Raw genomic sequence first — 18255 nt, 5'->3', positions numbered from 1 at the left:
CCTCAGGACAAAAACAATGAAAACCCTACCGCCCGTTCACCGTATCGCCCTGTTGTTCAACGGCAGCAAAATCTACGATCGCGGCATCATCGCCGGCATCGGCAACTACCTGAGCAGTACCCGTGCGTCGTGGGATCTGTTTCTGGAGGAAGACTTCCTGTGCCGTCTCAAAGGCATCGAGCATTGGCAGGGCGACGGCATCATTGCGGATTTCGACGACCCGCTGATCGGCGAAGCGCTGGCCGGGAGCCGCTTGCCGGTGGTGGCGGTGGGCGGCTCCTACGAGGATGCGCGCGCCTACCCCAAGGGCATTCCCTATGTGGCCACCGACAATCATGGCCTGATGAAGCTGGCGTATGAACATTTGATCGAGGCGGGGTTGACCCGGTTTGCCTGTTTCAGCTTGCCGCCGGCCCAGTCTAACCGCTGGGCGCAGGAGCGCGAAAAGGCCTTTCGCAGCCTGTTGACGCGTGATGGTGTGCCGGTGGAGATCTATCGCGGCCTGGGCACCAGCGCACCGCTGTGGGACAGCGCGGTGGAGCAGCAGATTGCCTGGCTGGAAAGCCTGCCCAAACCCATCGGCATCATCGCCGTCACCGACGCCCGTGCCCGGCAACTGCTGCAAGCCTGCCTGACGGCCGGGATCGCCGTGCCGGAAGAAGTGGCGTTGATCGGCATCGACAACGACCCGCTGACCCGCACCCTCACGCGGGTGCCGCTGAGTTCGGTGATCCAGGGCACCGAGACCATGGGCCGTACCGCCGCCGCCCTGTTGCACCAGATGCTGCACGGCAAACCCTGCGCCGGTACGCAGATCCTGGTGCCGCCGGAGGCGATCAACGTGCAAGCCTCCAGCCTGCACCAACCCTTGGGCAACCCCTACGTGATGCAGGCGTTGCTGTTTATCCGCCAATACGCATGCCAGGGTATCAAGACCGCCCAGGTGGCGGCCTATGTGGGCGTATCACGCTCATCCCTGGAGTCGCACTTTCGCAAGGAACGTGGCTGCAGCGTGCACGACGAGATCCTGCGCTTCAAACTGGCGGCCGCCGCCAAGGGCCTGGAGAACCACCGCGTGGCGATTGCCGAGGTTGCCGCGCGCTGCGGCTTCAAATCGGCGCAGTACCTGCACACGGTGTTTCGCCGGGAGTTCGGCTGCACGCCACGCGAGTACCAGCAGGGCGCGGCCTAGAACACGGCTTTGACCTGCAACCCCACGACCAGCGCGTTATCGATGTTCTCACCCGAAAACGCGCCCGGCTCGATGATGTATTGCACATCCGGGCGCAGGGTCAGCCAGGGCGTGGCCTGGTAGCCATAGCTGAGTTCGATCAACTGCTCGGCATTGTTCAGGTCGGGATACTCGGTCCCCGCCTTGAAGGCCGCCAGTTCCTGTACGTCACGGCTGCGAGGGTTCGGTACCGCACGGCCGTAACCCAGGGCGACGGTATCGCGTGGCCGACCTTCGAAGGGCTTGTACAGCACCAACCCTGCGCCGTACCACTTGCTGAACGGCGACGCTGCTTCACTGGCTGCCGAGTACTGACCGAAAGCATGCAGCGTGCGCCCGGCGGAGGCCTCGGAGGCCCACACCGCCTGGTCGATCAGCAGGTAATGGCCGCCACGCCCGTTGACCTCTTTATTGCTACCGATGCGTTTGACGTTGGAGCTGTCGTAGTAATAACCCAGCTTGTACTCACCGGGCAGCGGGCCTGCGTGTTTGTACACCAGTTCGATCGGCACCACGGTGCCGGTGGTGTGTTTCGGGTCCAGGCGCCAGGCGCGGCTGGAGTTACCGTTGCTCTCGGGGTCGACGTTGAAGGCTGCGACGCGCAGTTGCCAGGACGGTGAAAAATCGTATTTCACGCGGGCACCCAGGCGCGCATTCGGGTAGTTGGTCCAGCCGCTGCCGCCGGACATGTTCAGCGGATGCCCGCAGAAACCGGCGTTCATGAAGTTGCAGAGGATGCCGCTGTCCAGGCCGCCGAGGTCATTGCCCATGGCCATGTAGCCCAGCTTGACGTTAAGCGCCGGGGTGAACAGCGTGCGCTCGTAGCTCAGTTCGGTGAGGCGGGTATAGAGGCCGCCGTAGTTTTCCTGGATCGGCAGGCGGTTACCCACCAGATCCTCGGAGGCGCTGTTGCCGCGACGGTCATTGATCGTGACCTGGATGCGGTCGCCATGGTTGAAGCCGTAGAGCTTGCCCAGGTCGAACTGCACGCCGAGCTTGATGTTCTGCGAGTAGCGTGCCGCACGGTGTTGGCCGCCGTCGGCGTTGTAGGCGGTCTCGCCGCTGTAGTCGCCGGTGAAGCGAATGCCTTGCTCGTCGAGTTCACGGCGCAGGCCGCCCCAGTCGCCGGTCAAGGTGGTGTCGTCGGCTTGTGCGGGCAGCGCGGCGCCAAAGGCCAGGCCCAGCAACAGGCGCCCAATGGACGTAGGAGAAACGGGGAACATGCAGGTTCTTCCAAATAGACGGCGCGGTGCCGAAGCACCGCGCAAACACAGGGTTTTTATGGCAGGGCGTAGGCGATCACGTAGTCGCCACGGTCGGTGGACTGGCGTGCGCCACCTGCGGTGATGACCACGTACTGCTTGCCGGTTTTCGGCGAGACGTAGGTCATCGGGCCGCCCTGGCTGCCGACGGGCAGGCGGGCTTTCCAGATTTCTTCACCGTTGCCGCTGTTGAAAGCGCGCAGGTAGAAGTCCTGGGTGCCGGCGATAAAGATCAGGCCACCCTGGGTCGACAGCGTACCGCCAAGGGTCGGCAAACCGATCTTGATCGGCAGGTGCATGCGGATACCCAGCGGGCCGGTGTCTTCCACGGTGCCGACCGGCACTTGCCAGGCGACTTTCTGGGTCTTCATGTCGATCGCGGTCAGGGTGCCGAACGGCGGCGCCTGGCACGGAATACCGGCCACCGACAGGAAGCGGTTTTTGTTCACCGCATACGGCGTGCCCTTGAGCGGTACGGCGCCCATGCCGGTGTTGAGTGCTTCACCACCGGACGAGGCCTGGGCGCGGTTCTGCGACGGGATCATCTGGATCCACAGGCCCAGGCGCATGTCGTTGACGAAGATAAAACCGTGCACCGGGTCGGTGGAAATACTGCCCCAGTTCATGCCGCCCAGGGAACCTGGGAAACTCAGCGATTTATCGGTGCCCGGCGCGGTGTACAGGCCGTCGTAGCGCATGCCCTTGAAGTCGATGCGGCACAGCAACTGATCGTACGGCGTGGCACCCCACATGTCCGCCTCGGTCAGGGTTTGCGCGCCGATCTGCGGCATACCCACCGATTTGGGCTGGGTCAGCGAGTAAGGCTCGTTGGGGATGTTCGCCGCCTTGACGGGCACTTCCTTGACGTCGGTCAGCGGCTTGCCGGTGGCACGGTCGAGCACATAGATCTGCCCGGCCTTGGTGCCGATCACCACGGCGGGCACGGCTTTGTCGCTACCCGGCGGGGTGAAGTCGATGAGGCTCGGCTGCATCGGCAGGTCGAAGTCCCACAGGTCGTTGTGGACAGTCTGGTAGACCCATTTTTCGCTGCCGGTGGAAGCATCCAGCGCCAACACCGAGGCGCCGTATTTATGGTTGAGCTGGGTGCGTTCCACGCCATAGATATCGGTGGAGGAACTGCCCATCGGCAAGAACACGGTGTTCATCAACGGGTCATAGGACATCGGTGCCCAGCTGTTCGGCGTACTGCGCACATACGTGCTGCCGGCTGCGGGGGCTTGCTTGTCTTCGGGGTTGCCCGGGTCGAAGGCCCAGCGCATTTTGCCGCTGATTACGTCGAAACCCCGGATCACGCCGCCGGGCATGTCGGTCTGCACGTTATCCGCCACGCGCCCGCCGACCACCACGGTGGTGCCGGCCATCAAGGGCGCCGAGGACAATTGGTAGTAGCTGTCCGGTACGTCGCCCAGGCCGGCTTTCAAGTCCACCTGACCATGGGTGCCGAAGTCTTCGCAGAATTTACCGGTGTCGGCATCCACCGCGATCAGGCGCGCATCAATGGTGTTGGTCAGCAGGCGACGCTGGCATTGCGCACCGGCCGGTAGGCTGGCGGCGAGGATCGGCGAGCTGTTGGGCTGCGTCGGTTGGGCAATCGGCGCGGTGGCGTCGAAATACGCCATGCCACGGCAGCGCTGCCACACCGCCGACTTGGCGTTGATCTCGTTCTTCCACAGCTCTTTGCCGGTGTCGGCATCCAGCGCAATCAGGTTGTTGTGGGGGGTGCAGATAAACACCTTATTGCCGATCTGCAACGGTGTCAGTTGGTCTTCGGCACCGTTGCCGTCGCTGATCGCCACGTCGCCGGTGTGGTAGGTCCAGGCCACCTTGAGCTTATTGACGGTGTCGCGGTTGATCTGGTCCAGTGCGGCAAAGCGGCTGCCGCCTTCGGTATTGCCGTAGTGAGCCCAGTCTTTTTGCGCGTCGGCCGCAGCGACCGGCGTGATGCCAGGGCCTTGACCGGTCGACGCGACGCTTGGGTGGGCGACAAACATATTGCCTGCCGCGACCGCCACGCCCACCGCCAACACGGCGGCAATCGCATAGGCGCCCCGTGCCGGCCGGTTGACCAGCAGCGGGTACACCAGCGCCACGACCACGCCGATCACCGCGAACATGAACAGTCGCGAGAACATCGGCCAGAACACCAGGCCCACATCCGCAATCGCCCACACGGCGGTCCCTACCAGGAACGTCGCGAACAACCAGGCGCCCGCCGGTTTGCGCTGGGCAATCAACAGCCCGGACACCGCCATCGCCAGGCCGCCGATCAGGAAGTACCAGGAGCCACCAAGGCTCACCAGTTTGGCGCCGCCCACGGCCAGCGCCACGCCGAGCAGGGCGATGATGACGCCCAGGCCCAGCAGGAGAAATCTAGAGGCGCCGGTGGCGCGCGATGCTCGTTTCATATCGATAAATGCTCGAAGGTGAGAGGCGAAGGCGCGATTTTAGCAATATAAGTAACCAGTTAGTACATTATGCTCGGTAATAGTCTGTTACCGGCTCGGCGATGATGCCCGGCGTCAAGCCAGGGCATCCCGCTGCATGGACTGCAGGTTCTTCTCGATGGTCTCGCAGATGTTTTCCATCTGTATCTGGTGTTCGCTGGAGCGAAACGGGCTTTGCAGGTCGGTGCCGATGCGTTCGATCGCCAGCAGCATGAAGCCCACCACCGTTGAGGCCAAGGGTGTGAACCAGCCCAGGGACTCCACCAGGCCCACCGGCACGATCAGGCAAAACAGCGAAATGAACAACCGGGGGAAATACACGTAAGGGTAGGGCAGCGGCGTATTTGCAATCCGCTCCATGCCGCCCTGGCTGTTGGATAAATCCACCAGCGTGGACTCCAACCGCGCCAGGCGAATGCTGTCCAGGCGCCCGGCCTGGTATTCCCGGGCCAGCAAGGTCGCCGAACCGGTGAGCAGGTCATTGGCAAAATTATTCGTGGCGCCGTTGCGCGCGAACTCGTCCGCCGGAATAAACGCACTGACCTCATCAGGGCAAGGGCGACCCCTGAGGTGCGCCGCCAGGCAGTTCACATAGGCGACGTGGCGACGCAACAAAGTCGATTTGATCGGGTTCACCTCGCCCTGGGCATCATCGAGCAAGGTCAACACCTGGCGGGCGTAGCTGCGTGAGTTGTTGACCATCGCCCCCCACAGCGTGCGCGCTTCCCACCAACGGTTATAGGCGCTGCTGTTACGGAAGCTGATCAATACCACCAGGGCCGAACCCAGCAGTGTCAGGGGCATCAGCGGCAGGTTGATCTTGGCATTGAGAAACAGCATGAAATCCACCGTGACGGCGATGTCCCACAACAGCAGCCAGAACAGCGACCAGCCCACATAACCCATGGTTTTGATGATCAGACGGTATTTCTTGAGGATCGCGGCTTTCAAATCAAGACCTCGCAGGGAACGGTTGGTAACAGTGCTCTGATTCGGACGTGCGCAGTCTGGGAAAGGTTCGCTGATCAATGCGTGAATGGAGTTATTCAATAAGTGCAAGGCGTAAATACGGGGGAAGTGTCACAAGAGTTCTCTGGATTGTGCGCAATCAGCGCCTTGGAACAACTTTGGTATTGATGATGTGTGGTCGGCCAATCGCTGTACATTGCGCCATCAGGCAAAGCGCCATTACCTGAAGTTTTGCGACGTGATTTGTTGTGGGACCGGGTCACGGAAACTTCTGTGGCCGAGATCAGTGGAAGACAGTTGGTTGGTCAGGGCTCATTCATGCACGTCAGTTCGTTGAAGTTGGCTATATGTCACACGGCGCAGGAGCTCGAACGCCATGTGGATTTTGAACGTTCCATCCGGGCCCACTACACGGTGCAGTTGGGCCCCTATTCAAGACGGCCGTTTTTCTACAAGAGCGCACTCAAATACAGCCGTTTGATGGTGTCGTTTGCGTTGTTGAGTGAATACTTCCGCAAGCCGACGCCGTTACTGTCCGAGGTCAAAACCTTTTGTGTGGCGCGCGGGTACTGCTCGCGAAACAGCCTGGAGTCGATCTTTTCGTTACTACGTGCCTTGGGTTTCATGGAAGTCGCGCCACACCCGGAAGACAGCCGTTTCCGGGTGTATTCACCGTCGGAGGAAGCCTGTCGCGAAGTGCGTCTGATGCTGGCGTCGATTACCCACTCATTGACCCGGATGTGCCCGGATCGCGCCACCTTGCAGCGCATGCATGCGCTGGATGACCAGCAGTTCCTGGCGACCTATTTCAAAGGCTTTGGTGTCATCCTGGCCGCCGACCTGACCGTCGATGTGTTGCTGCCCGAGTGTTACTGGCTGGTCAAGCGAGATGCCGGGCATATGTTGATGCTCGCCATCTACAACGATGCGTTTGCGCCGGACAATCAACGGGCGCGCTTTCGTTCGTCTTCCTACCTGGCACTGGCCAAACAACTTTCAGTATCGAAAACCCACGTCATCCGAGTGGTTCAGGAGGGGGTCGAAAAGGGCTACTTCAAAGTCCACTCCAAGACCCGATTGGAAGTGCTGCCGCGATTTGCCAGCCTGGTCCGGCGGTTTATGGCGTTTTCATTTGCGGTGAGCGTGCATGCCGTTGAGATGGGAGCCTAAAAGATGCCTGCTCACTTGAAGTTGAGACCCAGAATGCGCCGGTTGCTCTCGCCGGCGGTCACCTGGGCCGAAGGGATAGGGATTGTGGCCTGGGTGGGCCAGTTGCTGATTCATCCGGGCATTGAGTTCGACGGTATCACCTTGTTGATCAGTATCTGCCTGCTGGTGGTGTGCCGGCTTCATTATGTGGTCGAGAACTTTCACCTGTGGCGGGCGCTTGGCATTGTCTACGTGGTGGTGCTGTCGGCAGGTTTTGCCTATGTCATCGAGGCTCAGGACGCGTTGCGTATTTTTGTGCTGCCGCTGGCGGTCACACTGGTCATCAGCAGCGCCATCCTGTTTATCAGTGTTCGCGACTATCTGGTTTGTACGGCATTGGTGTGGCTGATCCTGTGGCCGTTGATGCAGACCGATAACTACGCTCAAACGCAGACTTACCTGTGGATGTTTTGCCTGTCGTCGGTGTCGATCGGCTTTGTCTTGAGCTTTTCCTATTTGAAGACCTTGCGTTCGGTACTGCTGGTGGAAAGTGAGTTCCGCGTGATGGCGGAGACCGATTACCTGACCTCCATCCTCAACCGCCGCGCGTTCATGCAATGCTTCGACAACCTGATCGCCGAGGGGCAAAGCGGCTACTTCCTGATGCTGGATATCGACAGTTTCAAGTCCAAGAATGACCTTTACGGCCACGATGTCGGCGACAAGATCCTGTGTGCCATGGCCACCTGCCTGAGAAACGCCCAGGGCAGCCACAGTTTCGGCCGGATCGGCGGCGAAGAGTTCGGCGTGCTGTGGCTGGGCGATGACTCGGCGCTGGCCTGCGACTTTGCCCTGGACCTGTTGCAAGCGATCCGGCGCAGTGTCGCCGCGCCGCACAACTACACTTGCAGTGCGGGCATGGCGCGGTTTTCAGCGGGGGCGGAGCTGTCGGTGGTGCTCAAGAGTGCCGACAGGAATTTGTACAGCGCCAAGCGTAATGGCAAGGATCGCGTTTATCTGGAAGGCGAGCTGGTCGCCGCACCGTGTGGTGCGACGACGCTGTGAATTTACTCGATCGGGTAGCGTTTGAAGGCTGGACGCTGTTCCAACTGCTCGGCGTGGCGTTGCAGGTTGGCAAATGCGTCGGCTTTCACCACCGAGGGCACGGTGAATTGGCTGAAGGACCAGGCCACTGCCGCCGTCAGCGACGCCTGGGAGATCGCGTTACCGGAGGCCTGGCCCAAGTGTTTGTCGAGCAAGCCAAAGGCGGCCAGCAATTGCCCGCTGACCCGGTCGAGCCAGGGGGCGTGTTGTTTCTCGGCGGGGCGCAGGTTGCGCTCATACACGATCTGCACACTTTTCTCACAGGCGGCCAGCGCCAGCCCGAGCAGTTGCAGATCGCGCGCACGTGCGGCGGGCGAGGGGGGCAGCAGCTTTTTGTCAGCCGGGGCCAGGGTTTCCAGATAGTCCAGGATCAGGCTCGAATCCATGAGTACCGTGCCATCGTCCAGCACCAGGGTGGGCGCCTTGACCACCGGGTTGATCTGGGCGAATTCGGTGTAAGTGCTGAACACCGAGAGTGCTTCATGGGTGAAGTCCACCCCGTACAGGTCCAGGGATATGGCCACGCGGCGTACGTAGGGCGAGTCCAGCATGCCGATCAGTTTCATGAAGCCTCCATTGCTTGCGGGTATCGGGCTCAAGAGAGTAAGGGCATCGGCTCGGCGCGCGCAATCGCTTCACGCAGCGGCTGGTAGGCCTGCACCAATTGTTCCAGGCTGAATGCCAGGTTGCGCCCACTGGGGTTGGGCAGTACCCACACCGAGGCCTCGGCGAAGGGTTGTGGCTGCAACCCCCAGGCAAGGGTGCGCTGGCCTGACAGTGCGCTATAACCTGCCTTGCCGAGAAACGCCAGGTAGCGCGGCCGACAGCGGCGGATTTTCTGTTCGAACGCTGTCGCCGCCTGCAGGAATTCATGCCGGGCCAATTCCCCCGCGCTGGCGGTGGGCCGCTCCACCAGCGTGGTCAGGCCGCAGTGGTATTGCAACAACGTGGGGCCGTCCTCGGGGTGAATCTCATGGGGCGTAAAACCCGCCAGGTGCAGCGTGCGCCAGAAGCGGTTGCTGCGATTGGCAAAGTGCTGGCCGATGGCGGCGGAGCCCTTGCCGGGGTTGATACCGCAGAACACCACGCTCAGGTGCTCGGCGAGGATGTCTTCAAGCCGCTCGTTCATGTCGGGTCTACCTGCAAATGGGTCAGCAGCCACGCGGTGAAATGACGCGCCATGGGGTCGTGCTCGCTGTCACGATGGGTCAGCAGCGCCCAACTGGGGCCGCGGATCGTGGCTTCCACCAGGGGCGACAGCAAACCGTCCGCCCGCGCCTTGCGACTGAGCAACTGGCTGACCAGGCCAATGCCCAATCCGGTACACACCGCGTCCAGCAACAGGCCAGGGTCGGAAAAATTCAGCCCCTGAGCTTGCTGCCCCACGTCGATCCCGGCTTCCACCGCCCAATGGCTCCAGTCCATTTCCCGTTCGCCGTGCAAGGTGGTGCGCTGGTCGATGGGCAGTTGCAATACCTTGGGGTGGCACGCCGGAAACAGTCGGTCGGCGTGCAAGACCTTGAAGCTGCATTCGGCCTGGGAACTGATGTCGTCGCGCACCGCCAGGTCGATGGTCTGGCTGGCCATGTCGGGGACTTCGTCGGTGCTGAAGATCCACAGGTCGACCTGCGGGTGCTGAAGGCGGAAATCCGCAAGTCGCGGTAGCAGCCAATGCCGGGCAAAGGTCGGCGTGGTGTTGAGCACCAGTTGATTCGGTTTGCGGTACTGCCCCAGCCGGCGCACGCCCACCGCCAGTTGCTGCAACAACGCTTGGGTGGTGCTGAGGAAGTCGTGGCCGGCGTCGGTCAGGCTCACGCTACGACCGCTGCGAAAGAACAGCGGCTGTTCCAGGTACGCCTCCAGGCTGCGGATCTGTTGGCTGATCGCCGATTGGGTCAGGTGCAGTTCCTCGGCGGCCTTGTGAAAGCTGCCCAGCCGGGCGGCGGCTTCAAAGCCGCGCAGGGTGCCGAGGGGCGGCCAGTGATTGAGCATGCTGATAAGTTCCTCTAATCAGTTTTCTACAAAATCCATCGTTTGTTTGGTCAATAGCGCCAACGTAGCATGCATGCCAGCACTCCGTGGGCAGTTTTCACTGAACACAATGACTTAACTCAAAGGTACTTGTCATGCAGCGCAATGAACATTTAAGCAGGGGGTGGTGGATGCCCGCGGAGTGGACCCGACATGCGGCGACCTGGATGGTCTGGCCCCATAACCAATCGCTCTGGGAAACCACCTGGGGCGTCACCTTGCCCGGGGTGCAGGAGGACTTCGCCAGGGTGGCCAATGCCATCGCACGGTTCGAACCGGTGAAGATGATCGTGGACCCGTCGGCCCTGGCCCGTGCGCGAGCGCTGTGCGGGCCAGGGGTCGAGCTGATTGCGCAGGCGGTCAACGACAGTTGGTGTCGCGACTCCGGCCCGACCTTCATCTGCCACCCGCAACAGGGCTTGGCCGGGGTGAGTTGGCGCTTCAATGCCTGGGGCGGCAAGTCGGCGCATGACTTGGACGAAAGCCTGGCACGACGGGTGCTCAATCACCTGGGCCTGGAGTGCTTCGGCACGCCTTTGAGCAATGAGGGCGGGGCAATCCATGTCGACGGTGAGGGCACCTTGATCACCACCGAGTCGGTGCTGCTCAACCCCAACCGCAACCCCGGCATGACCAAGGCCGATATCGAGGACATCTTCGAGCGCCTGTTGGGCATTCGCAAAACCCTCTGGTTGCCCGGTGACCCGGATTACGTCACCGGCGACATGACCGATGGCCACGTCGATGGCGTGTGTGCCTTCGCGCGCCCCGGTGTGCTGTTGGTGGATGCGACCCACGACCAAGGTTCGGTCTACGCCGAGGTGGTGCGCGAAAATCGTCGCGCCCTGGAGTTGGCCACGGACGCCAACGGACGCCGCTTTGAAATGCTTGAGTTGTACGAAGCGAGCGAGGCCGTCGATAGCGAGGCCGAGGTGTTCTGTGCCTCTTACACCAACTTCTATATCGCCAATGGCGCGATCATCATGCCGGCCTATGGCGTTGCCGCCGACCAGGCTGCCGCCGAGGTGCTGGCCCAGGCGTTCCCTGGTCGGGAAATCGTCCCGGTGCAGATCAACCAGCTGGCCCATGGCGGCGGCGGCGTGCATTGCATCACCCAGCAACAGCCTGCAGGAGCCATGCGATGAGCCTGCTGACGATCGCGACGACGCAAATGCCGTGCACCTGGGATTTGCCCGGTAACCTTGATCGCGCCGAGCAGTGGGTGCGCGCTGCCGCAGCCCAGGGCGCCCAGGTGATTTTGTTGCAGGAACTGTTCGCCACGCCTTACTTCTGTATCGAGCAGCACCCCAGGCACTTGGCGCTGGCCGAGGAGTACGCGCACAGCCAGGTGCTTAAACGCTTCGCCGCCTTGGCCAGGGAGTTGGGGGTGGTGCTGCCGCTGAGCTGGTTTGAAAAAGCCGGCAATGCCTTCTTCAACTCTCTGAGCGTGGCCGACGCCGATGGGCAACTGCTGGGGGTGTACCGCAAGACCCATATCCCCAACGCCATCGGCTATCAGGAGAAGGAGTATTTCAGCCCCGGCGACACAGGTTTTCGCGTCTGGGACAGCGCATTCGGGCGCCTGGGCATCGGCATCTGCTGGGACCAGTGGTTTCCCGAGACGGCACGCTGCCTGGCTTTGCAGGGCGCCGAAGTGCTGCTGTTTCCCACTGCCATTGGCTCGGAACCCGGCTGCGCGACGCTCGATTCCCGCGACCATTGGCAGATGACCATGCGCGGCCACGCGGCGGCGAACCTGCTGCCGGTGGTGGCGGCCAACCGTGTCGGCCGCGAAGTCGCAACCACCGATAGCGCGCTGCAAATGGACTTCTACGGTTCCTCGTTTATCTGTGACCATAAAGGCGCATTGTTGGCCGAGGCTGACCGCGACTCGACGGGGGTATGGGTCCACAGCCTGGACCTTGCGGCGATGCGCGAAGAGCGCCTGACATGGGGCATCTTCCGTGATCGCCGCCCGGACATGTACGGCGCACTGCTGACGCTGGACGGTCGCCCATCATGAAACGACTGCTGATAGGTACACTGATGCTCAGCGCCGCCTGCGCCTCGGCCGACGACAAAACCCTGAAGCTGTACAACTGGGCCGATTACTTCGCGGCCGACACCTTGTCCCGATTCACCGCTGAAACCGGTATCCAGGTGATCTACGACGTCATGGACGGCAGCGAGACCCTGGAAGCCAAGTTGATGGCCGGCGGCAGCGGTTACGACCTGATCTTCCCGGGCGACACGGTGGCCGAGCGCCTGATGCGCGCCGGCAGCCTGCAGCCGCTGGAACCCGCCAGGCTCACTGCGCTGAACGATATCGAGCCGGGTTTGCAACAGCTGCGCAGCCGCTACGTCACCTCGAACAAAGCCACGGTGCCCTACACCTGGGGCACCATCGGCCTGACCTATAACGCGCAGAAGATCGAACAGCGCTTGGCGAATGCGCCGGTCAACAGTCTTGACCTGCTGTTCAAGCCGGAGCTGGCGGCCAAATTCGCCGACTGCGGCATTTCGCTGATCGACTCGCCGGACGAAGTGCTGGCGGTGGTGCTCAACTACCTCGGCCGCGACCCGCGCAGCGCCAAGCGCGAGGACCTGGCCGCCGCCAGCGCGCTGCTGCTGAAACTGCGGCCGTACATCCGCAAGTTCCAGTCGCAGCCGGTGACCGACCTGGTCAACGGCGACCTGTGCCTGTCCCTTGGCTACAGCGGCGACATGACCCAGGCCCAGCGTGCCGCCGATGCTGCCGGCAAACCGGTGACTTTCGGTTATCACATCCCCCGCGAGGGCACCACGGTGTGGATGGACACGATGGCCATTCCCGTCGACGCGAAACACCCGGAATATGCCTACGCGTTCATCAATTTCGTGATGCGCCCCGAGAACATGGCCGCCATCAGCAACTTCACCGGCTACCCCACGGCCAACGCCAAGGCGCGGCCGGCGGTGGAGGCGCGCATGCGCGACAACCCCGACCTCTACCCGGATGCGCCCACCTTTGAACGGCTGATTGCCGGCAAGGACATCCCCCAGGCCGACATGCGCGCCCGGATGCGCATATGGACTAAATTCAAAACAACTCCCTTGTAGTGAGCGGGCTTGCCCTGCGCTGGGTGGCGAAGCCGCCCCAATATCAAGGACGCCACGGTGTTTCAGAAAGACCGAGGTGCCTGGGTTTAGGGCGGCTGCGCCCCCCAGCGCGGGGCAAGCCCGCTCACTACAAAGCCCGTTAATTCAATGCCGTACTCAGAGACTGATATGCCAACCCGTCGAAACTTCCTCAAACAAGCCAGTGTGGTCTGCGCCATGACGTTGCTCACCCCTTATGTACGCGCCGCCGTAAAGGGCCAGTTCTATATGCCCGACGAGGGTGAAACGCATCGCCAGGCGTTTATCGCCTTTGGCGCCCAGGATGCGATCTGGGAAGACTTCACCGCCGACGTGCAAGCGGCGCTGGGCCGTATTGCCCGGGCGATTGCCGTGTACGAGCCGGTCACGGTGTTTTGCCGTGAAGACGAGCGCGGGCTGGCCGAGCAGCACTGTGGCACGCGCAACATCACCTTTGTGGAAACCGAGTTGGACGATATCTGGATGCGCGACACCGGTGCCAATTTCGTCGTCGACGGTGCGGGTGGCCAGGGCGCGGTGGACTTCAACTTCAACGGCTGGGGCAACAAGCAACAGCACGCCGAAGACGCCATGCTGGCCGGGCAGGTTGCCGAAGTCACCGCTGCCCGCCATATCCGCAGCGAGCTGGTGGGTGAGGGTGGTGGGATCGAGGTGGATGGCCTGGGCACTGCAATCATGACCGAGAGCAGTTGGATCAATCGTAACCGTAACCCCGATTGGAGCAAGGCTGACGTCGAAGCCGAACTCAAGGAGCGCCTGGGCCTGCGCAAGATCATCTGGTTGCCGGGCATCAAGGGCAAGGACATCACCGACGCTCACGTCGACTTCTATGCACGCTTCGTGTCGCCCGGCGTGGTGCTCGCCAACCTCGACACCGACCCTGAGTCCTACGATCACAAGGTCACCCTGGCGCACCTGGCAATTCTCAACAGCGCCACCGACGCCGATGGCCGCCCGTTGCAGGTACACACCGTGTCGCCGCCGCTGAATCCGCGCAAAAGCAAATTCAGCCGAGGCAACGCCGACTTCGCCGCCGGCTACATCAATTATTTCGTGATCAATGGCGCGGTGATCGCGCCTGAATTTGGCGACCCGGTAGCGGATCGCAGGGCCTTGGAGCTGTTGTCGCGGCTGTATCCGAAGCGCACCGTGATGCAGCTCAATATCGATGCGATCGCGGCGGGCGGGGGTGGCATCCACTGCGTGACCAACCATCAACCTTTGGTTTAGTCTGGAGCGCTTCGTTGATCGAAAGCGCCTCTGGAGCACTCAGCATGACCGATTACGTACCGCCTGAAGTATGGACCTGGGACAGCGAAAGTGGTGGCACCTTCGCCAGTATCAACCGGCCGATTGCCGGCGCGACTCACGAGAAAGCGCTGCCGGTCGGCAAGCACCCGTTGCAGCTGTATTCCCTGGCCACGCCGAACGGGCAGAAGGTCACCATCCTGCTCGAAGAACTGTTGGCCCTGGGGCACACAGGCGCGGAATACGACGCCTGGCTGATCAAGATCGGCGACGGCGATCAGTTCGGCAGCGGCTTTGTGGCGGTCAACCCGAACTCCAAGATCCCGGCCTTGATGGACCACAGTGGCGATACGCCGATTCGGGTGTTTGAGTCGGGGGCGATCCTGCAGTACCTGGCGCAGAAGTTTGGCGCGTTCTTGCCGACCGAGCCGGCCGCGCATGCCGAGTGTTTGTCGTGGTTGTTCTGGCAGATGGGCAGCGCACCCTATCTGGGCGGTGGTTTTGGGCATTTTTATGCGTATGCGCCGAGCAAGATGGAATACCCCATTAACCGGTTTGCCATGGAGACCAAGCGGCAGCTCGATGTATTGGACCAGCGTTTGGCGGTGAGCCAATACATTGCCGGGGATGAGTACACCATTGCCGATATTGCGATCTGGCCCTGGTACGGCGGGTTGGTGAAAGGGCGTCTATATGGCGCGGCGCAGTTTTTGTCGGTGCATGAGTACAAGCATGTGCTGCGCTGGGCCGAGGCGATCGAGGCACGGCCGGCGGTGCAGCGCGGACGGCGGGTGAACCGGACTTCGGCCGATGAGGGTGTACTTGAACGGCATGCGGCGAGTGATCTGGACTGATCTGTCGGATATGAACTGCTAATCTGCGCGAATTCAAACCTCCTTTAGCCTGTGGAACCTCATCATGAAAACCTGTCCGGTACGGCCGCCCCTGGAGCCGCAGTCTGTTTGCCACCCGATCACCAGCAGCGCGATTTTCATGGTCGCCACCCTCGCACCCGGTAACGTCGACAGCGTGCGCGCCTGGTGCGCCGATATCGCCGGCCTGGTGCGTTCGGTGGGCAAGCGCGTACCCTCGGGCAACCTTACCTGTGTGTGCGGGTTTGGCTCCCAGGCGTGGGACCGACTGTTCGGCGCGCCGCGCCCGGCGGCATTGCATCCGTTTCGCGAGTTCGGTGTAGAAGGGCGCAAGGCGGTGGCCACGCCAGGGGATATTCTCCTGCACATCCGCGCCGATCAGATGGACCTGTGCTTCGAGCTGGCCACCCAGTTGATGGCGGCCTTGGGCGACAGCGTGAAAGTCGTGGATGAGGTCCAGGGTTTCCGTTACTTCGATATGCGCAGCATCATCGGGTTTGTCGACGGCACCGAGAACCCGGTGGGGCGCAAAGCGGAGGCGTTCGCCCTCGTCGGCGACGAAGACCCGGGTTTCAGCGGTGGCAGCTACGTGCTGGTGCAGAAATACCTGCACAACATGACGGCCTGGAACGGCCTGACGGTGGAAGCCCAGGAAAAGGTGATCGGGCGCACCAAGTTGGCGGACATTGAGCTGGATGACGAGACCAAGCCGACCAACTCCCACAGCGCGTTGACAGTGATCACCGACGAAAACGGCGAAGAAGTGAAAATCCTGCGCGACAACATGCCTTTCGGGCGCCCCGGCGCCGGGGAGTTCGGCACCTACTTCATCGGCTATGCGCGTTCGCCGCAGCCGCTGGAGCAGATGCTGGAAAACATGTTCGTCGGCCGTCCGGTCGGCAACTATGACCGCTTGCTGGACTTCAGCACGGCCGTCACCGGGAGCCTGTTTTTTGTGCCGTCGGCCGACCTGCTCGAGGAGCTGGCCGACCGCGAACCCGGTCTTAGCCCAACAACCCCGTGCTGACCGCCACAATCAGGAAAACCCCCAACAGCGCGCGGTAGATCACGAACGGCCAGGTGGAGAACCGCTCCAGGAACTTCATCAGGCCCCAGATCGCAAAGAACGCCGATACGCTGGCAACCACCAGCCCGAAGAGCAAGTGCGACCAGGCATGGGCCGGCATCTCGGCGTGCAGCAGCACCCACAGTTCCTTCAAACCGGCCAGCGCAATGGCCGGCAGGCCCAGCAGGAAGGAAAAGCGTGCGGCTTCTTCACGCTTGAAGTTGAGAAACAGCGCGGCGGTCAGGGTCGAGCCCGAACGCGATACGCCTGGGATCAACGCGCCGATCTGCGCAATACCCACGATCAAGGCGTCACGCAGGCGCATTTCGCTCACTTCCCGGGTATGGCGAGCCCGCACCTCGGCCACCGCCAGCAACACGGCCATGACCACGCAGGAAATGCCGATCACCATCAAGCCACGCAACGGCGAGTTGCAGGCGTTCAGCGTGGAAGACAGCGCCAGGCCGGCGATGCCGATCGGAATGGTTGCCAGCACAATCGCCACGGCCAACTTGAACCAGCGGTCGTTGTAGTCACCGCGGCGCACCGCGCTGATGCTGCCGGTGGTGACCTGGCGCACATCGCGCCAGAAGTAACTGACCACCGCCGCCAGGGCCGCCAACTGCATCGCAGCGGAAAACGCCGAGCCGGGGTCTTGCCAGCCGAGCAGTGCCGGCACCACACGCATGTGGGCGGTGGACGACACCGGCAAGAGTTCGGTAATGCCCTGGATCACGCCCAGGATGAAGATCTGCAGGTAGTCCAGTGAGGCAAAACCTACGTCAAGGCCAGCGGTACAAACGTTCGTCAAAATAGGTGTCCTTGAATAAAAAGGGCGGCGTAATTGGCTAATGCCAGTCAGTTAAGGCTTAACGCGGTCATTGTGGGAGGGGCGGTGCGACGATTCGACTTGCTCCCGATAGGCCGCGCAGCGGCCTCAAAAATGGGCCTGCTACGCAGGCCATCGGGAGCAAGCCCCCTCCCACAGGTTATCCATCGTCTGCTCTATCGCTTAACTGACAGGCATTAGGGTAATTGGCAAAGTTTATTCTAAATGTTTCAGGATTTTGGCCGGGGCAGGATAAATACGCAATCGGTTCAGCCAACAGAAAGGTTGGACAATGTATTGGCCTGCCTGCGGGTTTTGTGAACAATGGCGCCCTGTGTTTTTTCACTGAGAGCCCCATGCCTGAAACCACCGTCGAACTGATCCAGACCGGCCCCGACGAAGCCGAGCTGATCCGCAATCTCTACCAGTACTACGCCTACGAGTCCTCGGACTGGGAGCAGGAAGATGTCGAAGCGGACGGCCGTTTCTACATCCACGACGAACATCTGGCCCGTTACTGGCAAGACCCGCAGTGGAGCGCCAACCTGTTGTTGGTCGATGGCTACATCGCCGGCTTCCTGCTGATCGAAGGCAGCGAGTTGCCGGGCATCGACGCCCTGGAACTGGCCGACCTGTTCATCCTCAAGCGCTATCGCCGCAAAGGCATCGGCCGCGCCATCGCCACCCAGGTGCTGTGCAGCGGCGAGGCCAATTGGCTGCTGCGTTTCTATGACCAGGACGAAGTGGCCCAGGCGTTCTGGCGCAATGTGCTGGATAACCTGCCGCGCCCGGTGCAAACCCTCGAGCTGGACGATGAACCGCAGTTGGTGAGTTACCTGATCACACGGGCAGCGCTGCACTGACAGCAGGGTTGAGCGTCGAGACGCCCGG

General features: G+C 61.8%; 17 protein-coding genes. 10 read left to right on the top strand and 7 right to left on the bottom strand.

Annotation, left to right across the window (positions count from 1 at the left end; translation table 11 throughout):
• The first annotated feature begins 16 nt into the window (after positions 1 to 16).
• The gene (locus MJP36_RS19750; RefSeq protein WP_198763543.1) at positions 17 to 1192 is read left to right on the top strand and encodes a XylR family transcriptional regulator; all 1176 of its coding nucleotides are present in this window, start codon (positions 17 to 19) and stop codon (positions 1190 to 1192) included.
• Here the strand turns inward: MJP36_RS19750 and MJP36_RS19745 are convergent.
• From MJP36_RS19745 to MJP36_RS19735, 3 genes are all read right to left on the bottom strand, one after another.
• Positions 1189 to 2454 (bottom strand): carbohydrate porin, encoded by a 1266-nt coding sequence (locus MJP36_RS19745; RefSeq protein ID WP_161550126.1) that lies wholly within the window; start codon positions 2452 to 2454, stop codon positions 1189 to 1191. The genes MJP36_RS19750 and MJP36_RS19745 overlap by 4 nt on opposite strands.
• Before the next feature lie 56 nt (positions 2455 to 2510).
• Entirely contained in the window at positions 2511 to 4919 is a 2409-nt protein-coding gene (locus tag MJP36_RS19740) for a glucose/quinate/shikimate family membrane-bound PQQ-dependent dehydrogenase (protein ID WP_244383826.1), read from the bottom strand.
• Positions 4920 to 5033: 114 nt separating this feature from the next.
• A complete protein-coding gene (locus MJP36_RS19735) occupies positions 5034 to 5909 on the bottom strand; it encodes a bestrophin family protein (RefSeq protein WP_060755415.1) in 876 nt (291 codons plus the stop codon).
• Between the two features lie 396 nt (positions 5910 to 6305).
• Between MJP36_RS19735 and MJP36_RS19730 the strand changes: the two genes are divergently transcribed.
• Complete coding sequence (locus MJP36_RS19730) at positions 6306 to 7097, top strand: hypothetical protein (protein ID WP_372241720.1); 792 nt, start codon at positions 6306 to 6308, stop codon at positions 7095 to 7097.
• A gap of 3 nt (positions 7098 to 7100) precedes the next feature.
• On the top strand, positions 7101 to 8141 hold the full coding sequence (locus MJP36_RS19725) for a GGDEF domain-containing protein (protein ID WP_090371857.1): 1041 nt from the start codon (positions 7101 to 7103) through the stop codon (positions 8139 to 8141).
• 2 nt (positions 8142 to 8143) lie between these two features.
• Here the strand turns inward: MJP36_RS19725 and MJP36_RS19720 are convergent, their stop codons facing one another.
• Genes MJP36_RS19720 through MJP36_RS19710 form a run of 3 tightly spaced genes read right to left on the bottom strand, consistent with a single transcriptional unit; the run spans position 8144 to position 10172 of the window.
• Positions 8144 to 8746, bottom strand: coding sequence for a glutathione S-transferase family protein (locus tag MJP36_RS19720; RefSeq protein WP_244383825.1), 603 nt, complete (start codon positions 8744 to 8746; stop codon positions 8144 to 8146).
• 29 nt (positions 8747 to 8775) lie between these two features.
• On the bottom strand, positions 8776 to 9309 hold the full coding sequence (gene mug / locus MJP36_RS19715; RefSeq protein WP_104993326.1) for a G/U mismatch-specific DNA glycosylase: 534 nt from the start codon (positions 9307 to 9309) through the stop codon (positions 8776 to 8778).
• Positions 9306 to 10172, bottom strand: a complete 867-nt coding sequence (locus MJP36_RS19710; protein WP_090371850.1) for a LysR substrate-binding domain-containing protein — start codon at positions 10170 to 10172, stop codon at positions 9306 to 9308. Before MJP36_RS19710 ends, mug begins: the two co-directional genes overlap by 4 nt.
• A 134-nt stretch (positions 10173 to 10306) precedes the next feature.
• Between MJP36_RS19710 and MJP36_RS19705 the strand changes: the two genes are divergently transcribed.
• From MJP36_RS19705 to MJP36_RS19680, 6 genes are all read left to right on the top strand, one after another.
• On the top strand, positions 10307 to 11356 hold the full coding sequence (locus tag MJP36_RS19705; RefSeq protein WP_244383824.1) for an agmatine deiminase family protein: 1050 nt from the start codon (positions 10307 to 10309) through the stop codon (positions 11354 to 11356).
• The gene (aguB, locus tag MJP36_RS19700) at positions 11353 to 12234 is read left to right on the top strand and encodes an N-carbamoylputrescine amidase (protein ID WP_244383823.1); all 882 of its coding nucleotides are present in this window, start codon (positions 11353 to 11355) and stop codon (positions 12232 to 12234) included. The genes MJP36_RS19705 and aguB overlap by 4 nt, the downstream gene beginning before the upstream one ends.
• Positions 12231 to 13310: an extracellular solute-binding protein gene (locus MJP36_RS19695; protein ID WP_244383822.1), complete on the top strand. Its 1080-nt coding sequence runs from the start codon at positions 12231 to 12233 to the stop codon at positions 13308 to 13310. The genes aguB and MJP36_RS19695 overlap by 4 nt, the downstream gene beginning before the upstream one ends.
• A gap of 168 nt (positions 13311 to 13478) precedes the next feature.
• Positions 13479 to 14579: an agmatine deiminase family protein gene (locus MJP36_RS19690; RefSeq protein ID WP_244383821.1), complete on the top strand. Its 1101-nt coding sequence runs from the start codon at positions 13479 to 13481 to the stop codon at positions 14577 to 14579.
• 44 nt (positions 14580 to 14623) lie between these two features.
• The gene (gene yghU / locus MJP36_RS19685; RefSeq protein WP_104993330.1) at positions 14624 to 15451 is read left to right on the top strand and encodes a glutathione-dependent disulfide-bond oxidoreductase; all 828 of its coding nucleotides are present in this window, start codon (positions 14624 to 14626) and stop codon (positions 15449 to 15451) included.
• A gap of 64 nt (positions 15452 to 15515) precedes the next feature.
• Positions 15516 to 16496 (top strand): Dyp-type peroxidase, encoded by a 981-nt coding sequence (locus MJP36_RS19680; protein ID WP_060755404.1) that lies wholly within the window; start codon positions 15516 to 15518, stop codon positions 16494 to 16496.
• On the opposite strand, the gene MJP36_RS19675 is transcribed toward MJP36_RS19680, so the two are convergent.
• Entirely contained in the window at positions 16474 to 17346 is an 873-nt protein-coding gene (locus MJP36_RS19675; protein WP_090371838.1) for an undecaprenyl-diphosphate phosphatase, read from the bottom strand. The two genes, MJP36_RS19680 and MJP36_RS19675, sit on opposite strands and share 23 nt — an antisense overlap.
• Before the next feature lie 374 nt (positions 17347 to 17720).
• On the opposite strand from MJP36_RS19675, the gene MJP36_RS19670 reads away from it, so the two are divergent.
• Entirely contained in the window at positions 17721 to 18227 is a 507-nt protein-coding gene (locus MJP36_RS19670; protein WP_060755402.1) for a GNAT family N-acetyltransferase, read from the top strand.
• Positions 18228 to 18255 lie beyond the last annotated feature (28 nt).

The organism is Pseudomonas palleroniana (assembly GCF_022836895.1).
Classification (GTDB): Bacteria; Pseudomonadota; Gammaproteobacteria; order Pseudomonadales; family Pseudomonadaceae; genus Aquipseudomonas; species Aquipseudomonas palleroniana.
The sequence above is the reverse complement of the archived record's forward strand: the minus strand, read 5'-3'. Positions and strand labels throughout refer to the sequence as shown.